Consider the following 19,888-nt stretch of genomic DNA (forward strand, 5'->3'; position numbering starts at 1 on the left):
CTGAGCGATCGTGGGAAGAGTTTCAACAAGCTGTGTTACGACCGCCGTCTAAGCCATCCAAAGGCCGGCGTAAGAAAGGGCGGCCAGGAAGGCCGAGAAAACATCCATTGAAGCTCAAGAGCGTCAAGATGGTACTAGAGTAACCGAATGATTCATCTACTAATTTTTGGTAACATGACTACACTTCACGTCCTGTTACCCTTTTAGCACATTGGCGGAAAATAGAAATGGTAAATTTTAATCCAATAAGTTGATACAACCAAGATTAACAATTAATTGAATACCATGTCACTTTAGATGCAAGGCTAGTGGCAAATCGGGTGTTTTAGCGCAAAAAGCCTGCACTTTTACAGTTATTTTACGCAAAACAGCAATTCGATTCCCAAATAACTGTATTTTTGCAGGAATCGCGTGGCGTGCACGCAAAGACCGGCGTGTTAGGCTTAATTTGTAGGAATCGCACGTGGAGGAGTGGCGGAAGTGTTGAAGCCCGATAGAACGTTGCTACAAACACATAGGAGCACTACCGATATCCGGTAGTGCTCTCCAAAGTAATCTCATATAACAGAATTATGGCGTGAGTGCAGGGGCGTGACGGTGATGAGTGCCTTGTTCGTAGCTATAAGCTAGTTTGATGAGTGTGCCTTCATCGAAGGCGCGACCCAGGAACTCGATGCCAACGGGGAGACCGTCTTTGGTAAATCCGGCAGGGACCGTAATGGCAGGGAATCCCGAGAATGGGCTTAAGCGATTATTGTTACCGGACGATTGGCCCTCACCAATCAATGCTGGTGGTTGGGTGCTGGTTGGGTACACAATCGCGTCGAGTTTATAGTCGGCCATCACCTTCAGTAGGGAGTCTCGGGTAAGGCTGGTGCGTTTCAGTACAATGTCTTTGTATTCTTGAGTGTCCAGCGTTTCTCGGGCCTCGCGAGCCTTCATCGATTGCTCTTGAGATTTATCGTACTCTCCAGAGGCGATGATTTCAGCCAGGCTGTGGTAAGGGGCTTTATCACCGAGTTCCTCGAGGTAATCGTTTAATTGGAACTTGAACTCGTAGCCGCTTAAGCTTGGATATTTCATAATCTCCTCAAGATTTGGAATCTTAATATTCACGACGGTTGCGCCAAGGGCTTCTAATTCTTTCACCGCGTTGGACACGACTTCGGTGACAGCTTTTTCTTGATCGTTGTTCTCCGGGAAGAGTTCCGTGGCTACGCCAATCCGTGCGCCTTTCAAGCCATTGACGTCAAGGAAGTCGGTGTAGCTCGCAGGAATACGGCCTACGCTGTAGGCGGTGGCGACATCGTCTGGATCATAACCAACTGTGGCGTCGAGCAGGATCGCTGCATCCTCGACTGTCCGGGCGATTGGGCCTCCTACGTCTTGCGTCAAAGCGAGTGGGATAATTCCATCACGGCTGGATAAGCCAATCGTTGGGCGGATCCCAACCAAGCTGTTGAAGCTGGACGGGATACGGATGGAACCTCCAGTATCCGTGCCCAGGCCGGCAGCGGCAAAGTTGGCGGCAATTGCTGCTCCGGTACCACCACTGGAGCCGCCGGGATAATGGTCAAGGGCATATGGATTTTTCGTTTGGCCGCCTAACGAGCTTGATGTGGTAATGCCAAAAGCAAACTCATGAAGATTCGTTTTGCCTAGGATGATCGCGCCGGCTTCTTTGAGCTTGGCAATTTGATCTGCATCTTGCGGAGGGATCGACTCCTTCAAGCAAAGACAGCCTGCGGTCGTCGGCATATCGGCGGTGTCAAAGTTGTCTTTGACAAGGATCGGAATGCCGTGCAGTGGTCCTCTAGGTCCCTTTTCAGCGCGCTCTTGGTCCAACGCTTCGGCGATGCTGAGTACGTCAGGATTAACTGAAAGGACAGCTTGCAGGGAAATCCCTTGATCATCATATTTATCGATTCGATCGAGATACATTTGTACGAGTTGTTTAGAAGTGATCTTGCCTTGTTCCATAGCCAGCTGAAGTTTAGAAATCGTGGCTTCCGGAAGGATAAAAGGAGCTAGGTAACTGACAACACGGTCGTGCAGTCGCTCGAGATCGTCGGCAGTGAGAGGGGCGCCAGGCAGGAAAGAGGTATCCGAATAGCCTTTCATAAGCCCGGCCTTCTTCACGGCTCCAACAGCTCCCGCGTAAGCAGCTTGGTCTGGAACATCGCTGAAGGATTCAGCGGCATCCTCGAGCCCCAGCCATTGCTGAAGCAGTACAGCCGCTTGGCTGCGGAGCACACGGTTACTGGAGACCTCCGGCATCGTGAAGGAGCCTCCCGCCTCGGTTGCCGCCTGTTTCATCGCTTGGTAAAATTGGTCGCCGGTGATAAAGGTTTGGCTTGCTGTAACCTTGGCTGTACCTGAAGCGGCTTGGGCTTGTGGAAGCTGTCCGATTCCAAGCCCTGTGACCAAGACAGAGGTTAGTAGGACGGCGCTTCCTAGTTTCAGGCCTCGTCGATAAAGATTCATAAGATTTCCCCTCCAAGTCAAAATTTAAAGTTTATGTGAACCATCATAAATTCATGTTAGATATATTGACAAAGATGAGAACTATCTAATAAAACGTATACATCAAGGGATATCACAATAAATCAAAGGATTACTTAGGTTTTCTCCCATTAAAAAATATCATAAATATATCTAAAATGTTATATAACCTAACGTGAACATAACGCATTCATTACCCTTTTCAGAAAATTAACTGTATTATTTTCAGTTTCTACCAAATGGAATGTAACCTTTTTGTTACCGACAGGGGGACGTCACCCGTTATAATTAGATTGGTAAATTAGCATCTAGGGCATTTAGCCTATCCGGAATCTATATCAGAATGACAACAGGAAGTATTTTTCAGTATATAGGCAGGGTAAGGAGGAATGGATCATGCAGCGAAGAGGAGTTAGAATTTCCTTATGCTTCATGTGGGGAGTCTTGATGATGATGGTAGTCATCGCAGGCTGTGCGTCTTCCGAGCCTTCGTGGACAGATTATGTAGGAGCAACGGTTGAGAAGAATTTCCCTGTTCCTAAAGAGGCCAACCAAACGGATACGGCTCTTAATAATTCGAAGATGGACTATGTTAATTATAGACTAACCGGACTTAAGGAAAGCAGTGAGATCCCTGAGGCCTATCAGAAGGTAATCGAGGAGTGGGGATGGAAGGAGAAGAAAGAGGAAAGTACTGGTTCAACTCGGGTGTACGAGAAGGGGAAGCAAATTGTTCAATTGACGCTTCATGATAACTCTTTTACTGTATTAGTCCCGAAAAAAGAATCGAAAACCGTCATTCAAGGGTTGGAAAGCAGCAGCCCATAGCATCAGAATTCGGATATGAAAAGGCAACTGCCCCTCTACCGGACAAGCCCGGTAATGGAATGTGCTAAAGAAAATAAAAGGCCTGATCTCTGCATTTGTGCAGGGAGCAGGCTTTTTTCACATCGAGTATATGAACATAATTATTGCCTATAGTAAGCAATTTCGAGGCCAGTGATCTTGATCATCCCGTCTTTACGTTGTCCACGAAGGGTAGCAAGCACGATCGATCGCGGGATCATCAGCCAGAGGTGCCAGAACACTAAAGAGAGCACAAAGGAGACCGGCGACCAAGGGATGAGAATCACGATAATACAGCAACCGATCCAAGCGGAATGAAGATGGACTCGGCGATAGTCGGGATAAGAGACGTATTGATCAGGTGAATAACCAATCCATGGCATATGTCGGGAAAACCGCCAGCGCTTGCGATAGGAGTGGCTGACGATCATCAGTACGGAGCGGGAAATGACATATTGGATCCATAAGATGACCGGTAGGGCTAATAGGAAGAAGAAGATACTGGTCCAGGATATGAATATCGTCTCGGCTGCCAGCCATATGACGGGGAGTATGCCTAAGCTATAGATGAGCGACTTCGGTAAAACCTTCTTTTTGAGCAAGGTGTAGTGATAAAAGGTCGCTTGGCTTTCGGTTTCAGCGGACTTCAAGCGTTTGCTCCTCCTCCCATTTTTCATCAACTCCGCACATCGCGGACTAGCTCTTCTTAATATATCGGAAGAATCCAAGAATAATTAAGACGGCGCGTACAAACACGGGGCTCTGGTTGTCGGCATAAGATAAAGTAGGAAGCGAACTATGAAAAGGTTTAAAATAGTAGAATCTGTGTCATACTGATAGTAAAAAAAACAAGGTGGGATCGGACATGGATGAGTCGCGCGTTAGCACCTGCATTATATGTGGAGAGCCGAAGACGGAGGGGATTCATATCGTTTCTGAATTTATCTGCGATGCTTGCGAGGCTGAAATGGTGCGCACCGACGTGCAGGAGGAGAAATACCACTTCTTTGTTCATCAAATGAAGCAGATCTGGGTGCAAAAAAATGCATAACACTGCCGGATAAAAGGACCTGTTCATTTTGGGGAGCGGGTCCTTTTATATTGCTCTAGTGGGTGAACTAACGGTAAAATGAAATGAAGCAATGAATGCAATCACATAAAGATCAGGTTAACCCAGTGTTGGAAGGAATCGAAATGGCAGAGGAACATTACGGAAGGGCCCCTTTGGTTGAGGTTTTGCGGCAGTATCAGGTGAAAAAGGATGCTTCCTTTCATGTCCCGGGGCATAAAAATGGACAGGCTTTGCGCGGTCATGCGAAGGGGATTGAGGAATTGGCCCGCGTGATGGAAATCGACGTGACGGAAATTAACGGGACGGATGATCTCCATCATCCCGAGGGCGTCATCCGCGAGGCACAGCAGCTGGCCGCCGCCCAGTTTGGGGCGGAGGAGACGTTTTTTCTGGTTGGCGGCAGTACGGCCGGCAACCTGGCCTTGATCCTGAGCGTGTGTACCGCTCCAGGGGATGTGCTGCTCGTGCAGCGGAACGTGCATAAATCCGTCATTCACGGATTAATGCTGGCGGGCGCGCACGCGGTATTTTTGGCGCCGCAGCTGGATGCGGGCAGCGGCCTGGCTACCATCCCGAGCGAAGCAACGGTGCGTGAAGCCCTGCGCCGGTATCCCGGCGCGAAGGGGGTGCTGCTCACGCACCCGAGCTACTATGGGATGGGGGCGTCATTGCAGCCGCTGGCGGAGCTGTGCCACGCGCACGGGGTGCCGCTGCTCGTCGATGAGGCGCATGGCGCCCATTTCGGCCAGCACCCGGCGCTGCCGGAGAGCGCGCTGGCCGCGGGGGCCGATGGCGTCGTGCAGTCGACGCACAAGATGCTGACCGCGCTCACGATGGGCGCGATGCTGCACGTGCAGGGCGGGCTGCTCGACCGCACGCTGCTGCGCCAGCGGCTGGCGATGCTGCAGAGCTCCAGCCCGTCGTACCCCATCATGGCTTCGCTCGATCTGAGCCGAAGCCTGCTGGGGGCACAGGGCCCCGCCTTCTTCGAGGGCGGGCTCGCCGCGGCCGCGCATCTGCGGCGCGGCCTGGCCAAGCAATCGCGCTTCGGCGTTGTGGAACCGCCGGGCGCCAGCGGAGAGGCTGCTGCATATACTATCCAAGATCCTTTGAAGCTTGTGATATTCGATGCATCCGCAGCCCTCTCCGGGTATGAACTGCAAGAGCGGCTCGAAGCCGAAGGCTGCGTGCCGGAGATGAGCGATGACCGCTTTGTGGTCCTGGCGCTAGGTCCGGGAACAACGATGGAAGATGCCGATCGGCTGCTGCAAGCGCTGGATCACATCGCTAATGCCGAAGCCGATTCACTGGGGAAAACGGTGAGAGGGGGTCTCGTTTCCCCAACAGGTTCGGCCAATGAACTTTCCACGTGGAACAATTCAGTTCACGGAGGGCATTTGTCGGAGGTGTCTGAGCCTGTACCGTTTAGCCTTACGCCGCTGATTCCAGGGGAGATCGAAGCGATCCCTGTTGAGGAAAGTCTCGGTCGGCAAGCGGCGGAAATGATCATTCCGTATCCTCCGGGCATTCCGCTGCTCTACCCCGGGGAGATCATTACCGAAACGGTAAGGCAACGGCTGCGGCTGCTGAGGGATTCAGGAGCCAAGTGTCAGGGGCCGGCCGACCCGCGGTTGCATACGATTCAAGTCAAGAAAGGGTAAACCTAAGCATATACTTGTACATGATTTTTGGAGAAGAAAGCAGGGAACGAACTAGATGAACCATCAAGCCAAGGGATTATTTATTACGCTTGAAGGGGGGGATGGCTCCGGCAAAACGACGGTCATGCGGGAAATGGAACAGTTGCTTAAGGAACAAGGTGTGGACTTTATTTCTACGAGGGAACCTGGCGGCATCGAAATTGCGGAGAAGATCCGTGAGGTGATCTTAAATCCGCAGCACACGGCGATGGATGCACGGACCGAGGCACTGTTATACGCCGCATCAAGGCGACAGCATCTGGCGGAGAAGGTGGAGCCCTCCCTGGAGCGTGGAATTACAGTTCTCTGCGATCGCTTTATAGATAGCAGCCTGGCCTATCAGGGGCATGCTCGTGGGCTCGGGATCGAGGAAGTGCTGAAGATTAATCTTTTTGCCACTAAGGGAAGGTTTCCGGATCTCACTTTCTATCTCGACATTGAGCCGGAAGTGGGGTTGGCCCGGATCGCTGCAGGTGCCGGACGTGAAGTGAACCGACTGGATATGGAAAGCCTGCATTTTCATCAAAAGGTTCGGGAAGGATACCACATCCTCGCTGGGATGTATCCGGATCGGATCAAAACGATAGATGCTTCTCGCAGTCAAGAAGAGGTTGCAGCGGAGATCCGCGGGCATCTTTATGCGGCAATAAAGGAGATCCTAGCCTAGGTGTCAAATAGGTTAGTATGGTACATTTTTATAAAATAAGGAGGTACTGCAAATGAAACTGATTGTTGCGATTATCCAAGATAAAGACAGCAACCGGCTATCCAGCGCGCTCGTGAAAGAAAACTATCGGGCAACGAAGCTGGCGAGTACCGGAGGGTTTCTTCGGGCGGGGAACACCACATTTATGATCGGTGTAGACGACCATCAAGTGGATGACGTATTGAAAGTGATCCGTAACAGTTGTAAAGTGCGGGAACAATTAGTAACCCCGGTTACTCCGATGAGCGGTACAACCGATTCGTATTTGCCGTTGCCCGTGGAAGTGCAAGTGGGCGGGGCGACGGTGTTTGTGCTTCCAGTAGACCGTTTCGAACACTTCTAATATAGTGGGAACATTGGAGTTGCTCACGTACTCCCTAAGTACGCTGCGCTACTTACGTCCCTAGTTTCGTCCAACTAAAGCGTTTTGAAAAAACGCACGTCGGAAGCATAAGCTTCGGTGCTGAAAAGCCAACATTTTAATCTTCATCATAAAGAAATCAAAAAAAGTGATCTTCCCTTCACGAGGGAATTACTAGAAGCCGATTCGAGGCTTCGATGTTATCGTACATTCATTCTATCTATTCAATTATAGGCGGTGGACGCTTTGAAAATTGATCCGGGATACCGGCCGCTCAAAAGCGGCTTGGGGGTGAGTGACAGCCCTGCCAAGCCGGTACAGTCGAAAAGCTTCGCCGACGTCATGCAGCGGCATGGGCAGCAGGCGACCCAAGAAGAATTGAACCGGAGATTTAAGGAGATTCAAATGCAAGGGGACCGGCTTGCCCGGTCCATGACCGTTCGGGAGTTGAAGGCGTACCGGATGATGGTCAAGCGGTTTCTCGAGGATACGGTTCGGCGGGGTGTGGGCATCAAAGAATCCAGAGGCTGGGACCGCCGCGGCCGTGGGAAGCGTTATAAGCTTCTTGATGAAGTGGATGCTGCGCTGCTGGCGATGGCAGACGAATTGCTGGAGACGGAGCAAGGCAAGATCGAGCTGTTGCAAAAGATCGGCGAGATCCGCGGCATGCTGATTAATCTGGTTTTCTAGCTTTGAAAGGACGAGGCAGAAGAGATGTCATTTCAAGAGATCATTGGGCAGGAGACGGCCAAACAATTGCTGCAAAGCAGTCTGCGGCGCCAGGAAATCTCCCATGCCTATATATTTAGTGGACCGCCTGGAAGCGGGCAGATGGAAATGGCCATGGCCTTCGTCCAGGCGTTGTTCTGTACACGGGGCGGAGACGATGCTTGCGGGGAGTGTCTGGAGTGCCGGAAGGTACTGCATGGCAATCATCCCGATTTGTTTACAATCAAGCCCGACGGGGCAACGATTAAAATCGAACAAATCCGCGATCTGCAGCGGATTTTCTCTTACCGTTCGGAGAGCGGGAATCCTAAGGCTTATATTATTGACGAAGCCGAAAAAATGACAGTGCAAGCGGCCAACAGCTTGCTCAAATTTCTGGAGGAACCGCCATCTCCGGCCGTAGCAATTCTGCTGTCGGATAATGGACGAGCTTTGCTCCCTACAATTCAATCGCGCGCCCAATGGGTTCCATTCTCTCCGGTGAATCCGGAGACGATGCTCCAGATATTGGCGAACGAGGGATTTTCGACAACCTTGGCTCGCAGTGCCGTTCATCTCGCGGCAGGACTGGGTCCATGCCGTGATTTAATCCAGCAGAATTGGTTTGCAGAAGTTCGAAACGTAGTGTTACAATTAGGAAAGGAGATCGCAGGCCGTGGCGGCTCTCCATTAATTACGGCGCAGCAGGTATTGTTCAAATCCGGGTTGACCGATCATTTGGACATGCTGTTCAGCCTTTTCCATTTGTGGTTCAAAGATATGATCCATGCGCTCTATCATAAACATGATCAAATCGTTTTCATAGATGAGCTTCAGTTTATTAATCAACATTGTACCAGCCGCAGTGCAGAACAGTGGATTGAGGCCATGGCGCTGGCTGCAGAGAGCAAGAAGAAGCTGCGGCAGCATATGAATGCCAATCTCTGCGTAGAGCAGTTTTTGATTGCCGTGGATGGACAACGGTAAGACCTGCACCTAGATGACACCAGGTCGTTATGACTTCGCATGAAACTTTCTCCCCTGAAAGAGCAGGGAATGTAATAGTTTCTTTGGATCGCGCTGCTTTCGTGAGTTGCGGTTCGCCAGTCTTGTAGAGCTATACGAGGGGGTTAGTTTTTGTATACTGTAGTGGGCGTCCGCTTTAAGAAGGCGGGCAAAATCTATTATTTCGATCCGTTGGACCTCCCGGTAGAGAAAGATCAACACGTTATTGTTGAGACTGCTCGGGGGATCGAATATGGGAAAGTGGTGGTCGGCAAGAAGAAGGTTGGAGAATCCGATGTCGTCCTTCCGCTGAAGAAGGTAATTCGGATCGCCGATGAAGCCGACGCCCGAGTTGTCGAGGAGAACAAGCTTGCGGCAAAGAATGCCTTTGTCACATGTTTAAATAAAATTAAAGATCATGATTTGAAAATGAAGCTGGTCGACGTGGAATTTACGTTTGACCGCAATAAAATCATCTTCTACTTTACGGCAGAAGGCCGTGTGGATTTTCGCGAGTTGGTGAAGGATCTGGCCAGTATCTTCCGGACCCGGATTGAGCTGAGACAGATCGGCGTGCGGGACGAAGCCAAGATGCTTGGCGGGATCGGCCCCTGCGGACGCGTGCTCTGCTGTTCCTCTTGGTTGGGGGATTTTGAGCCGGTATCGATCAAGATGGCGAAGGACCAAAGCTTGTCACTGAACCCTACGAAAATCTCAGGATTATGCGGTCGTCTGATGTGCTGTCTGAAGTTCGAGCATGACAACTACGAAAGCACCAAAGAAGAACTTCCATCCGTAGGCAAAATCGTCGTTACTTCGCTGGGTGACGGTAAGGTCGTTGGACTCAACGCCGGCAGCCGCACCGTACATGTACAGTTGTTCGAAATTGGGAAAGTGAAGGAGCTTCCGCTGGACGATGTCGTCCTGAAATAAAAGAAGATCTTTTTCAAGATAGATTCTAGAGATGACTCTGGGGTGGGAACTTGGAGAACAAGGACATTTTCACAAGTATGCAGGCGCTGGAAACGCAAATGGGAAAAGTACACGGCGATTTGAGCAGCCTCATGTTGGAGGTCAAGAAGCTGGTGGAAGAGAACCAGCGGCTTCGCCTTGAGAATGAACAGCTGCGCAAAATATTAAAGCGGGAGAGCACCGAAGGGCCGCTGCCTATGCCGGCGTCGGTCAGAACCGATAGTCCGGTTCCGGCTGGCAAAGAAGCGATTGACGTCGTCGGTGAAGGCTACGATAACTTAGCACGTCTTTATCATGAGGGCTTTCATATTTGCAATGTTTATTACGGGCATCTGCGCACCGAAGGTGACTGCCTGTTCTGCTTGTCGTTTTTGAATAAATAATGAACCGTGGGGGTGTCCCTGCGGTTTTTTTTAAATTTAGGCTACAAAAAGGATGGAGTTCCAAATCAATGAACCAAGTACCTATTTATGAGCAGGAACGGATTGACGACCTGCTGACCCATGATTTACATATCATTCAAAGCGACGAGGTGTTTAGCTTCTCGATGGATGCCGTGTTGTTGGCACGGTTCGCACCAGTGCCGAAATACGGTAAAATCCTCGATCTATGCACCGGCAATGGGGTAATCCCGTTGCTGCTCTCCACGCGGACGGAAGCGAAGATCGAGGGGATCGAGATCCAGCCACGGCTTGCTGATATGGCTCGCCGCAGTGTAGAAATGAACGGGCTGACACACCGGATCGAAATTCGCGAAGGGGATTTACGTGAGCTGGTGAAGGTGACGGGGCACGGGGCGTACGATGCCATTACGGTAAACCCGCCGTATATGCCGGTGACCAGCGGCGAGGCGAAGCTGAATTCGTATCAGGCGATCGCTAGGCATGAAATTCACTGTAGTTTGGAGGAAGTGGCGGCTGCATCGATGCGGCTGGTTCGGCCCGGTGGCAAGGTGTCGATGGTTCACAGACCGCAGCGATTAGGGGAAATTATGACGTTGCTGCGCCAATATCGACTAGAGCCGAAGGTGATCCGGTTTGTGCATCCAAGAGCGGGAGCGGAAGCGAACATGGTGCTGATCGAGGCGCTGCGAGACGGCAAGCCGGATGTGCGGGTACTGCCGCCATTGATCGTATATAATGAAAACGGGGAATACTGCGAAGAAATCATGAATATCTATTACGGGCCAAAAGAGGGTAGAGCATGAACGTTCAAGTACAGAAGAGCTTTGAAAATACAGCAGAGGGCAGCGGCAAGTTGTTCCTGGTGGGGACGCCCATCGGGAATCTGGAGGATATGACCTACCGGGCCGTGCGCACCTTGCAAGAGGTGGACATTATCGCGGCGGAGGATACGCGGCAGACGCGCAAGCTGTTAACGCATTTCGACATCTCTCCAGGTAAATTGCTGAGTTATCACGAACATAATAAGGCCGCCAGTGGCCCAGAATTGATCCGCTTTATAATAGAAGGAAAAAATTTAGCGCTAGTCAGCGATGCCGGTCTGCCGGCGATTTCCGACCCCGGAAGTGATCTCGTGAAGCTGGCGCTAGAGGCGGGTATCGCAGTCGTTCCGGTGCCCGGAGCGAATGCTGCATTATCGGCGCTCATCGTTTCCGGTTTGCCAACGGATCGATTTACGTTCCTTGGATTTTTGCCAAGAGATCATAAAGATCGGGAACGGTTGTTGAAGGCGCTTGAGGATCAAGAGGGAACGATGTTGCTGTACGAATCACCGCATCGATTGATCAAAACGTTGGAGTCTCTGCTCGAGGTTTGGGGAGACCGGCGTATTGTACTTGCGAGAGAGTTAACGAAGCGTTATGAGGAAATGGCTCGGGGGACGATTCATGATTGCTTGGCATGGCTGCAGGAGCATCCGCCGCTGGGCGAATATTGCCTCGTGGTGGAAGGAGCCCATCCCGACCAGGTGAAGGAGAAGCGGGATGCTTGGTGGCAAGCGCTAACGGTGGAGGAGCATGTCCGACATTACGAAACGGAAGAAGGGTTGTCACGGAAGGAAGCCATGAAAAAAACCGCGGCCGACCGGGGGGTTGCTAAGCGGGATATCTACAATCAATTATTGTAGCCCCCACTTCCCTCCGAAATCATGAAATATTATCCAATCCAGCCAAAAAAGGGGCCTTCGCTAGGCCGGGTTCAAGCCTAGGAAGGCGCCAAGGAGATATGAAAAAGGTTAGAATTAACAGTTTCAGTAAATCTATTATATACTATATTTCTTAATTTGTCACAGGGGTCGGAAGCTCCGTAATGCATTCATGGCAAACAATTTTGCCTTTAAAGTAAGTTACGTTCTCCGCATTACCGCAGAAGATGCAAGCCGGCTCATATTTCTTGAGCATAATCCGTTCACCGTCTACATAAATTTCGAGCGCATCTTTTTCTCCGATCCCCAGAGTGCGGCGCAATTCAATTGGAATGACAACACGGCCTAATTCGTCTACTTTTCTTACAATACCTGTGGATTTCATCATAGGATGATTGCCCCTCTCGCTATAATTTGGAATTGTCATTATTCGACATCATTCTATCTTTTCTGATTTTTATAATACCAACCATTGCCAGATTAGTCAACCTATTTATGGTATAGTTCAACATTATTTCTAAAAAATTCGGATACACAACTCCGAGAACCTTTACGGAATCTAGCAAGTTCACAATGATCTATAATTCGACATTTTGGAAATCGTCATCCGGTCATTTTACGACATTATTCGACATATCTTGTCGTCTCCACGCGGTGACCCGCCAAATTTTATGAAAAAGGAGTGTTGGTTCATGCATCGTTGGCTTAGCGAAGAAAAAGTGTTCAAAGACCCCGTACATAATTATATTCATGTACAGGACGAAGTGATCTGGTCGCTCATTAATACGCCGGAATTCCAGCGGCTTCGCCGGATTCGACAGCTTGGAACATCGTATTTGACCTTTCATGGCGCCGAGCATAGCCGTTTTTCCCATTCGCTTGGCGTTTACGAGATTACGCGGCGGATTATTTCGCAGTTTGAACGAAGCGGCTACACCGATTGGCCCCGCAGTGAGAAATTGGTAGCTTTGTGTGCGGCGCTGCTGCATGACCTGGGGCATGGTCCGTTTTCCCATTCTATAGAAGAAGCTTTTCAAATGCATCATGAGGATTGGACCTGCAAAATCCTCTTGGGGGAAACCGAGGTGGGGAACGTCCTGCGCGAGATTTCTCCGGATTTTCCGGACAAGGTGGCTGCGGTGATCCGGAAGGATTATGACAATCCGATTGTGGTGAATTTGGTGTCTAGCCCGCTGGATGCGGATCGGATGGATTATTTGCTGCGGGATGCTTATTTTACCGGTGTAAACTACGGGACGATTGACATGGACCGGATTTTGCGGATGCTTCGACCTTTTCAAGGGCGGGTTGTGGTTAAAGAATCAGGGATGCATGCGGTGGAAGATTATTTAATGTCGCGGTATCAGATGTATTGGCAGGTTTATTTCCACCCGGTGACGCGGAGCTCGGAGATCATTCTTCGGCAAATTTTGCGTCGGGCTAAGGAATTATACCGGAGCGGGCATTCTTTTTGCTTCTTGCCGCATCCGTTACCGAACTTATTTCAAGGGGATATCAGCGTAACCGATTATTTGCAGCTGGACGAAGCGCTGATGCAAACGACCTTCATGCAGTGGACGAGAGAAGACGACGAGCGGTTAAGCGATTTATGTTCTCGGTTTTTGAATCGTAAGCTGTATAAATATGTAGAATTAGATTCATCGGAGCTGGAAATGCTGGACGAGATTCGGAACGCCTTTAGACAAGTCGGTCTTGAACCTGAATACGACATGGAAATTGATTTTCCGACGGATCTGCCGTATGATGTGTTCCGTCCGGACGGCGGGGTTTGGCAGAAGCAAATTTTGTTGTTGGACCGGCAGGAGCGGCTGCGGGAAATTTCGGAAGTCTCGGATATCGTGCGGTCGATCAGCGGATTACACCGGGGGAAGACGCATTTGTACTATCCGGATAATAAATTGTGTGCTGTAATGGAGCGGCTGCCTCGCCCGGTAGCCCGCATTTTCGAGCAACGGAAATAGGAGGATGACAAGGTTTATGTTATTTGATACGCATACGCATTTGGATGCTCCCCAATTTGACGAGGACCGCGAGGAAGTGATCGCGCGCGCTGTGGAACAAGGGGTTACGCGGATGATCAACATCGGATTTAACCGTGAGACAATCCCTTCGACCATGAAGCTGGCAGAGACCTATGACTTCATTTATGCCGCGGTCGGATGGCATCCGCAAGACGCGATTACGATGCAAGAGGGCGATTTGGACTGGATTGCAGAATTGTGCAAGCATGAGAAGGTCGTCGCCATCGGAGAAATTGGGCTGGATTATTATTGGGATACGTCCCCTAAGGACGTTCAACATAAGGTTTTTCGCCAGCAAATTGGACTGGCTCGCAGCTTAGGTATGCCGATTTCCATTCATAATCGGGACGCTCACGAAGACGTGGTTCGCATCCTTCGGGAAGAGAAGGCCAACGAGGTTGGAGGCGTGATGCACTCCTTCTCCGGCAGTTGGGAAATTGCCAAAATGTGTCTAGATTTGGGATTTCATTTGTCGTTTGGCGGGCCGATTACGTTTAAAAATGCAAAACAACCCAAGGAAGTGTTGGCCAAGACGCCGATGGACCGTTTGCTGATCGAAACGGATTCCCCTTATTTAACGCCGCATCCATATCGTGGTAAACGAAATGAGTCTGCTCATGTTCGTTTGGTTGCGGAAATGGCAGCCGAGCTCAAAGGGGTTACTTTTGAGGAAATCGCGGAAATTACCACCCGAAATGCATTGGAACGATTTGGAATTCCGAGTATTTGAGAGCAAAACGGATGAAATAAAGAGGATTTCGGAAAGATTAATGCTTTTTAACCCTCAAAAACAAGGTCATTACATTTTTTTAACCATTTTTTTAAAAAAACGTGGTTGATTACTCCTTTACAACCTGCATCGAAACAGGATAGAATCTTTTCAGTATCGATTCGGTTCGTTTTGGACTGAACCATACGATGCTTGGTTCCATGAACCAGTCTCGCTGAATCTCCTTATGACGGAGAACGGGGGAACCAATACGAATTGCAGGTTGGCGGCAGCCTAATCGCGTTCGTATTTGATTTCTTTCCAGGGTCTATGGGGTGAATTCAAGGTCATTGCGCCATGAGCGAATGTACTGAGAAAGGGCGGCTCTCTTTCGCCCGAACCCGACAGCTAACCTCGTAAGCGAATAAGAGAGGTCACTCGTGCAGCTATTACACCCAAGACATTCAAGAAGCCACGAAGGAGTTCCTCTAACTCTTTCTCCCGGCTTCTTTTGTTTTGAATAAAAGTAATAGGGTCGTCATACTGTTGGAAAACAGGAGGTGACGACAAGCAGGAGAGACTGGTCAAGGATGCAAAACGCTTAGGATTAAATTTAAGATCAGTGTTCAAAAAGTCAGGTTTTCAGCACCGAGAAGGTTGGATGAAGCTAGGGACTGAGTAGCGCAGCGTACATGGGAGTACGTGAGCAACGGAAGGCCCGGCTGAATTCAAGATTCGATGCCGAATTCACTTCTTGACCTGCTTCGTGATCAAAAGATGACTTTTTGACTACCTTAGGCGTTTTGTAAAAAGTAACTGTAGTCGCGTCAATCGTTATCATGCATCGACCTAGACGGCGGGACTATGAAGGAGGACGGAAGAAATGGGCATTTTCCGCAAAGAGGAGACCCATGAATCACGCTCATCCAGCATGTCTTACGCAATGCGATGGAAGCATGAGAATTTACGTCAGATAGCGCTCGTCGGCGTTCTGGCCATCGCGGGAATCATCATCATCCTAATCTGGCTGTATAGCCAGGCACAGAAGGAAGTATCCCTGATCGTGGACGGGAATGTCCAGTCAGTGGAGACAACCCAATCCAGTGTAGCTCATCTGCTGGAGGAACAATCGATTAAGCTCAGTGCGAAGGATTCAGTATCCCTCCCGCTGGAAAGCTCGCTGAAGAACGGTGACCGCATTGTCATAGTACGCGCGAAGCCGGTCAGTGTGACCGCGGACGGCAATACGAAAGTCCACTTCACGACGCAAAGCAAAGTCGAGGGCGTATTGTCCGAGCTCGGCATCACTTTGGGTGAAGACGACAAGGTGACTCCGACATTGGACAGTAAAGTTACCGAGAACCTGAATGTGAAGGTCGTTCGGGTCAGCAAGCAAACGGTGCAGACGAAGGAGGCCGTGCCCTTTAGCGTGGTCAAAACGTCGGACGATAAGCTGCTGAAAGGCACCACGAAAGTGATCCAGGAAGGTTCCGAAGGTCTGGTCATTCACAACATTGAGAAAACTTACGAAGACGGAAAATTCGTGGCGAAGCGTTGGCTCGGCAAAGAGGTCTCCAAAGAAGCTCAGCCGAAGGTGATCGCAGTCGGTACGAAGAAACCTACCGAGGTTCTGTCGGCCAGCATCAGCCGTAAGGGAAATACGGTGAACATCAGCGGAACGACGACCAAAGGTGGCGTCTCATTCAAATATAAAAAAGTCTTGAAAAATGTTACGTTAACCGCGTATTCGGCGGAAGAAGACGGGATTGGCACCCGCACGGCCTCGGGTACCCGCGTGACGGAAGGCAGAACGATTGCGGTGGATAAAGACGTCGTTCCGCTTGGTTGGTGGGTATACATCGAAGGAATCGGCTTCCGTAAGGCAGAGGATACCGGCGGGGCCATCGATGGCCATAAGATGGATGTGTATTTTGATAGTCTGAAGGATGCGAAGAAATTCGGCCGCAAGAAGGGCCGCACCGTCTACGTGATCGGTCCGACGAAGCCGGAATTGAACTAAGGTCTCGTTCTCTTTCGTTTTACAATGCGGAGGGAATGAGATAGTATTAGGATGATGAATAAGACAGTGGATTAGAAGAGGATGTAATGATCCTCTTCTTTTTGTTATTCTGGTGGAGACAAGCAAGAACAGGAAGGAAGACAAAATCATGATCAAAGAGGTCATCGTGGTGGAGGGTCGAGACGACACCGTGGCCATTAAGCGCGCCGTAGAGGCGGATACCATCGAGACCGGAGGTTCGGCGATCGGCGAAGCTGTGCTCAAGAAAATCGCATTGGCGCAGGAACGCCGGGGCGTGATTATTTTTACGGACCCCGACCATGCCGGGGAGCGGATTCGCAAAATTGTGGCCGCACGGGTGCCGGGCTGCAAGCACGCTTTCCTGCCGGAGGCGGAGGCGACGAAGCGAGGCGACATCGGGGTGGAGAACGCCTCGCCGGAGGCGATTCGCGCCGCGTTATCTCGGGTTCGCAGCGAAGCGCCTGGAGTAGAGGCCGCGATCACCTGGGAAGACTTGATAAACGCAGGGTTAATCGTGCACCCGCAAGCGGCGGCGCGGCGAAAAGCGCTGGGCGAGCTGCTGGGTATCGGATATTGTAACGGAAAGCAGCTCTACAAGCGGTTAACCGTGTTCCGGATCAGCCGCGAGGAGTTTGCAGCTGCGTTAGCCGAGTTGGAAAGCAAAGGAGTTTAAGAACCATGAGCATAAGGGAAGACGTATCCACACCGCGCCGGACGAAGGAGATCATCCAGCGGCACGGTTTTTCGTTCAAAAAGAGCCTGGGGCAAAACTTTCTGATCGACCAGAACATCCTCGGTAAAATCGTTGCCGCCGCCGAATTGGACGAGAGCCAGGGGGCACTCGAAATCGGACCCGGAATCGGCGCGTTAACGGAGAAGCTGGCGCAGGAGGCGGGCAAGGTGGCCGCGGTCGAGATCGACCAGCGACTGATCCCGATTCTGCAGGAGGTGCTGGAGCCGTACCCGCACGTCCATGTGATCCATGGCGACGTGTTAAAGCTGGACCTGCAGGCTTTATTTGCGGCTGAGTTCAGTGAGGTGAGCGGCGTCAGTGTCGTTGCCAATCTGCCTTACTACGTGACGACTCCCATCATGATGAAACTGCTGGAAGAGAAGCTCCCGCTGAGAAATATCGTCGTCATGATCCAGAAGGAAGTGGCTGAGCGTATGGCCGCGGCTCCTGGCGGCAAGGATTACGGCAGCCTCAGCATCGCCGTGCAGTATTACAGCATCCCGGAGATGATCTGTACGGTGCCGCACAGCGTGTTTATTCCGCAGCCGAATGTAGAGTCTGCCGTGATTCGCTTAACCGTGCGGGAGACCCCAGCGGTGGCGGTTCAGGATGAGGTCTTTTTCTTCGAGGTGGTACAGGCCTCTTTTGCCCAGAGACGCAAGACGATTTCCAACAATCTGAAAAGCCGCTTCTTCCCGAAGGAAGGGCGCGAGAGACTGGAGCAACTGCTGGAAGAAGCCGGGATTCAGCCTTCCCGGCGAGCGGAGACCTTAAGCCTGGACGAGTTCGCCAAGCTGAGCGATACGCTGCTGAATGCCGGCGTGAAGGAACTCCGCGTGTAACCATTCCCTCTTATCGCCCATACGATGGGATAGAGGTGATGGATTTGGCGAATTTGGGAGACTTGGTCGTCCGCAAATCATACGGTGGAGATGTTACGTTCCGAATCGAACAGATTGTGCGGAGTGAAGCGATTATTAAAGGAACGGAATTCCGGCTGCTGGCGGATGCGCCCTTAACCGATTTGGTCAGGGTAGACCCGGCTTCCCCAGGAGAGACGACGCAGCGGGCCCGCATTAAGGCGACGGAATCGCTGAAGCGGTTAACGCAAGACCGCAAGGAATTGGCAGAACGCAATCGAATGGTGATTGGACGGGATCTGTATGGGCAAGGAGAGACGGCCTATTTTGAGGTCCCAGGGAAGGTCCTGCATTTAGATGGGGACGAACGCTATTTACAAAAGAGCTTAAGCCTGTATCAGAAGCTGCGCGTCCCGGTTCAAGGCTATTATGTCACGGAATCGCAAATGGCAAATGCGCTGTACCGTCTGTTGCCTGTGGTCAAGCCGGATATCGTCGTGATCACGGGTCATGACGGCGTGTTAAAATCGCGCCCCACCAGCGATCTTTATAATTTGACCAGCTATAAAAATTCCAAGTATTTTGTGGAGGCCATTCAAATGGCTCGGCAATACGAACGGAATTTCGATACGTTAACGATTGTGGCCGGCGCTTGCCAGTCGCATTTTGAGGCGCTGCTGCAGGCGGGGGCTAATTTTGCTAGTTCGCCCGGCCGGGTGCTGATCCATGCGCTGGATCCGGTGTATATCGCCGCTAAAGCGTCGCTCACCTCGATTCGGGATACGATCCAGATTACTGACGTGCTGAATCATACGATCAGCGGCGCCCAGGGGGTTGGCGGGATCGAGACTCGTGGCAGTTACCGAATCGGGTTGCCCAAACTGAAGGACTTGTCGACGCTGAAAGTGGTGCCGTCCATGTGAAAGGGTTGCCGGAAGGAACTGAGGCTATTGCCCCAGGACCTTTCGGTTATTTTTTTAGTATTTAGCTCTTGAGCCACCAGGCAAAAGAAAATGTCGAAAAATAATCGTTGACACATCTTTTTTGCTGCTGATATAATTATTTATTTCGATTTGACAAGTTTGTGACTTTCCTGTATAATGGACAAAGAAAGAAGGTGGTCACAGGCAATGGCTAAAAATGCGCTGTCGGAAATAAAGCATAGTCTCGACGCCCATGTAGGACAGAAAATTATGCTCCGGGCTAACGGTGGTCGCCGGAAGACCGTCGAACGCACTGGAGTGTTAGAGGAGACCTATCCTTCGGTCTTCATTGTGAAGCTGGATCAAGAGCAGCAAACCTTTAAGCGTGTGTCTTACAGTTATGCCGATATACTGACCGAATCTGTTGAAGTCATGGTTTATGACGACAACGATGGGATGCGGATTTCGTATATTAAACCGTGAACATCATGAATCAAACCGCAAACGGTTCTCGCCTTCGGGTGAGACCGTTTTTTTCTTTTTTTTACGGGTAATGGGTTCATCCACCAAGGTTGCCGGTGTTCACTTTAGATGGACAAAAT

At 50.7% G+C, this 19,888-nt stretch carries 21 protein-coding genes and 1 riboswitch; of the genes, 18 read left to right on the forward strand and 3 right to left on the reverse strand.

Annotation, left to right across the window (positions count from 1 at the left end):
• Positions 1–570: 570 nt before the first annotated feature.
• Positions 571–2,484 carry an amidase family protein gene (locus M891_RS0117665; protein ID WP_028539754.1) on the reverse strand — a complete coding sequence of 638 codons (1,914 nt, stop codon included), beginning with the start codon at positions 2,482–2,484 and terminating at the stop codon, positions 571–573.
• A 414-nt stretch (positions 2,485–2,898) separates the two neighbouring features.
• On the opposite strand from M891_RS0117665, the gene M891_RS0117670 reads away from it, so the two are divergent.
• Positions 2,899–3,330: a hypothetical protein gene (locus M891_RS0117670; protein ID WP_016314723.1), complete on the forward strand. Its 432-nt coding sequence runs from the start codon at positions 2,899–2,901 to the stop codon at positions 3,328–3,330.
• 140 nt (positions 3,331–3,470) lie between these two features.
• Here M891_RS0117670 and M891_RS0117675 read toward each other — a convergent pair whose 3' ends face one another.
• On the reverse strand, positions 3,471–3,998 hold the full coding sequence (locus tag M891_RS0117675; protein ID WP_028539756.1) for a hypothetical protein: 528 nt from the start codon (positions 3,996–3,998) through the stop codon (positions 3,471–3,473).
• A gap of 215 nt (positions 3,999–4,213) precedes the next feature.
• Between M891_RS0117675 and M891_RS0117680 the strand changes: the two genes are divergently transcribed.
• The 10 genes from M891_RS0117680 to rsmI all read left to right on the forward strand — a co-directional run bounded on the left by M891_RS0117680 (position 4,214) and on the right by rsmI (position 11,960).
• Complete coding sequence (locus M891_RS0117680) at positions 4,214–4,399, forward strand: sigma factor G inhibitor Gin (protein WP_016314721.1); 186 nt, start codon at positions 4,214–4,216, stop codon at positions 4,397–4,399.
• A 143-nt stretch (positions 4,400–4,542) separates the two neighbouring features.
• Entirely contained in the window at positions 4,543–6,081 is a 1,539-nt protein-coding gene (locus M891_RS0117685) for an aminotransferase class I/II-fold pyridoxal phosphate-dependent enzyme (RefSeq protein ID WP_028539757.1), read from the forward strand.
• Positions 6,082–6,136: 55 nt separating this feature from the next.
• The gene (tmk, locus tag M891_RS0117690; RefSeq protein WP_028539758.1) at positions 6,137–6,787 is read left to right on the forward strand and encodes a dTMP kinase; all 651 of its coding nucleotides are present in this window, start codon (positions 6,137–6,139) and stop codon (positions 6,785–6,787) included.
• A 52-nt stretch (positions 6,788–6,839) separates the two neighbouring features.
• A complete protein-coding gene (locus M891_RS0117695) occupies positions 6,840–7,169 on the forward strand; it encodes a cyclic-di-AMP receptor (protein ID WP_009226367.1) in 330 nt (109 codons plus the stop codon).
• A gap of 264 nt (positions 7,170–7,433) precedes the next feature.
• Entirely contained in the window at positions 7,434–7,877 is a 444-nt protein-coding gene (locus tag M891_RS0117700; protein WP_016314718.1) for a YaaR family protein, read from the forward strand.
• Positions 7,878–7,901: 24 nt separating this feature from the next.
• A complete protein-coding gene (gene holB / locus M891_RS0117705; RefSeq protein ID WP_028539759.1) occupies positions 7,902–8,882 on the forward strand; it encodes a DNA polymerase III subunit delta' in 981 nt (326 codons plus the stop codon).
• A gap of 150 nt (positions 8,883–9,032) precedes the next feature.
• Entirely contained in the window at positions 9,033–9,833 is an 801-nt protein-coding gene (locus tag M891_RS0117710; RefSeq protein ID WP_016314716.1) for a PSP1 domain-containing protein, read from the forward strand.
• A gap of 50 nt (positions 9,834–9,883) precedes the next feature.
• Positions 9,884–10,255 (forward strand): initiation-control protein YabA, encoded by a 372-nt coding sequence (locus tag M891_RS0117715; RefSeq protein WP_016314715.1) that lies wholly within the window; start codon positions 9,884–9,886, stop codon positions 10,253–10,255.
• Positions 10,256–10,323: 68 nt separating this feature from the next.
• Positions 10,324–11,079, forward strand: a complete 756-nt coding sequence (locus M891_RS0117720) for a tRNA1(Val) (adenine(37)-N6)-methyltransferase (RefSeq protein ID WP_016314714.1) — start codon at positions 10,324–10,326, stop codon at positions 11,077–11,079.
• On the forward strand, positions 11,076–11,960 hold the full coding sequence (rsmI, locus tag M891_RS0117725; RefSeq protein ID WP_028539760.1) for a 16S rRNA (cytidine(1402)-2'-O)-methyltransferase: 885 nt from the start codon (positions 11,076–11,078) through the stop codon (positions 11,958–11,960). Before M891_RS0117720 ends, rsmI begins: the two co-directional genes overlap by 4 nt.
• Positions 11,961–12,111: 151 nt before the next feature.
• Here rsmI and M891_RS0117730 read toward each other — a convergent pair whose 3' ends face one another.
• Positions 12,112–12,366 (reverse strand): AbrB/MazE/SpoVT family DNA-binding domain-containing protein, encoded by a 255-nt coding sequence (locus M891_RS0117730; protein WP_009226360.1) that lies wholly within the window; start codon positions 12,364–12,366, stop codon positions 12,112–12,114.
• A gap of 304 nt (positions 12,367–12,670) precedes the next feature.
• Here M891_RS0117730 and M891_RS0117735 point away from each other — a divergent pair, with 304 nt between their 5' ends.
• From M891_RS0117735 to veg, 7 genes are all read left to right on the forward strand, one after another.
• Positions 12,671–13,960, forward strand: coding sequence for an HD domain-containing protein (locus tag M891_RS0117735; RefSeq protein ID WP_028539761.1), 1,290 nt, complete (start codon positions 12,671–12,673; stop codon positions 13,958–13,960).
• A gap of 16 nt (positions 13,961–13,976) precedes the next feature.
• Entirely contained in the window at positions 13,977–14,750 is a 774-nt protein-coding gene (locus M891_RS0117740; RefSeq protein WP_028539762.1) for a TatD family hydrolase, read from the forward strand.
• A 202-nt stretch (positions 14,751–14,952) separates the two neighbouring features.
• Positions 14,953–15,167, forward strand: a riboswitch (cyclic di-AMP (ydaO/yuaA leader).
• Between the two features lie 445 nt (positions 15,168–15,612).
• A complete protein-coding gene (locus tag M891_RS0117745) occupies positions 15,613–16,749 on the forward strand; it encodes a 3D domain-containing protein (protein ID WP_028539763.1) in 1,137 nt (378 codons plus the stop codon).
• A gap of 148 nt (positions 16,750–16,897) precedes the next feature.
• Positions 16,898–17,443, forward strand: a complete 546-nt coding sequence (rnmV, locus tag M891_RS0117750; RefSeq protein WP_016314709.1) for a ribonuclease M5 — start codon at positions 16,898–16,900, stop codon at positions 17,441–17,443.
• 5 nt (positions 17,444–17,448) lie between these two features.
• Complete coding sequence (gene rsmA, locus M891_RS0117755) at positions 17,449–18,345, forward strand: 16S rRNA (adenine(1518)-N(6)/adenine(1519)-N(6))-dimethyltransferase RsmA (protein WP_028539764.1); 897 nt, start codon at positions 17,449–17,451, stop codon at positions 18,343–18,345.
• A gap of 38 nt (positions 18,346–18,383) precedes the next feature.
• On the forward strand, positions 18,384–19,286 hold the full coding sequence (gene yabG, locus M891_RS0117760; protein WP_036700888.1) for a sporulation peptidase YabG: 903 nt from the start codon (positions 18,384–18,386) through the stop codon (positions 19,284–19,286).
• A gap of 207 nt (positions 19,287–19,493) precedes the next feature.
• Positions 19,494–19,769, forward strand: coding sequence for a biofilm formation stimulator Veg (gene veg, locus M891_RS0117765; RefSeq protein ID WP_009226353.1), 276 nt, complete (start codon positions 19,494–19,496; stop codon positions 19,767–19,769).
• Positions 19,770–19,888 lie beyond the last annotated feature (119 nt).

Source organism: Paenibacillus sp. J14, assembly GCF_000518465.1.
Classification (GTDB): Bacteria; Bacillota; Bacilli; order Paenibacillales; family Paenibacillaceae; genus Fontibacillus; species Fontibacillus barengoltzii.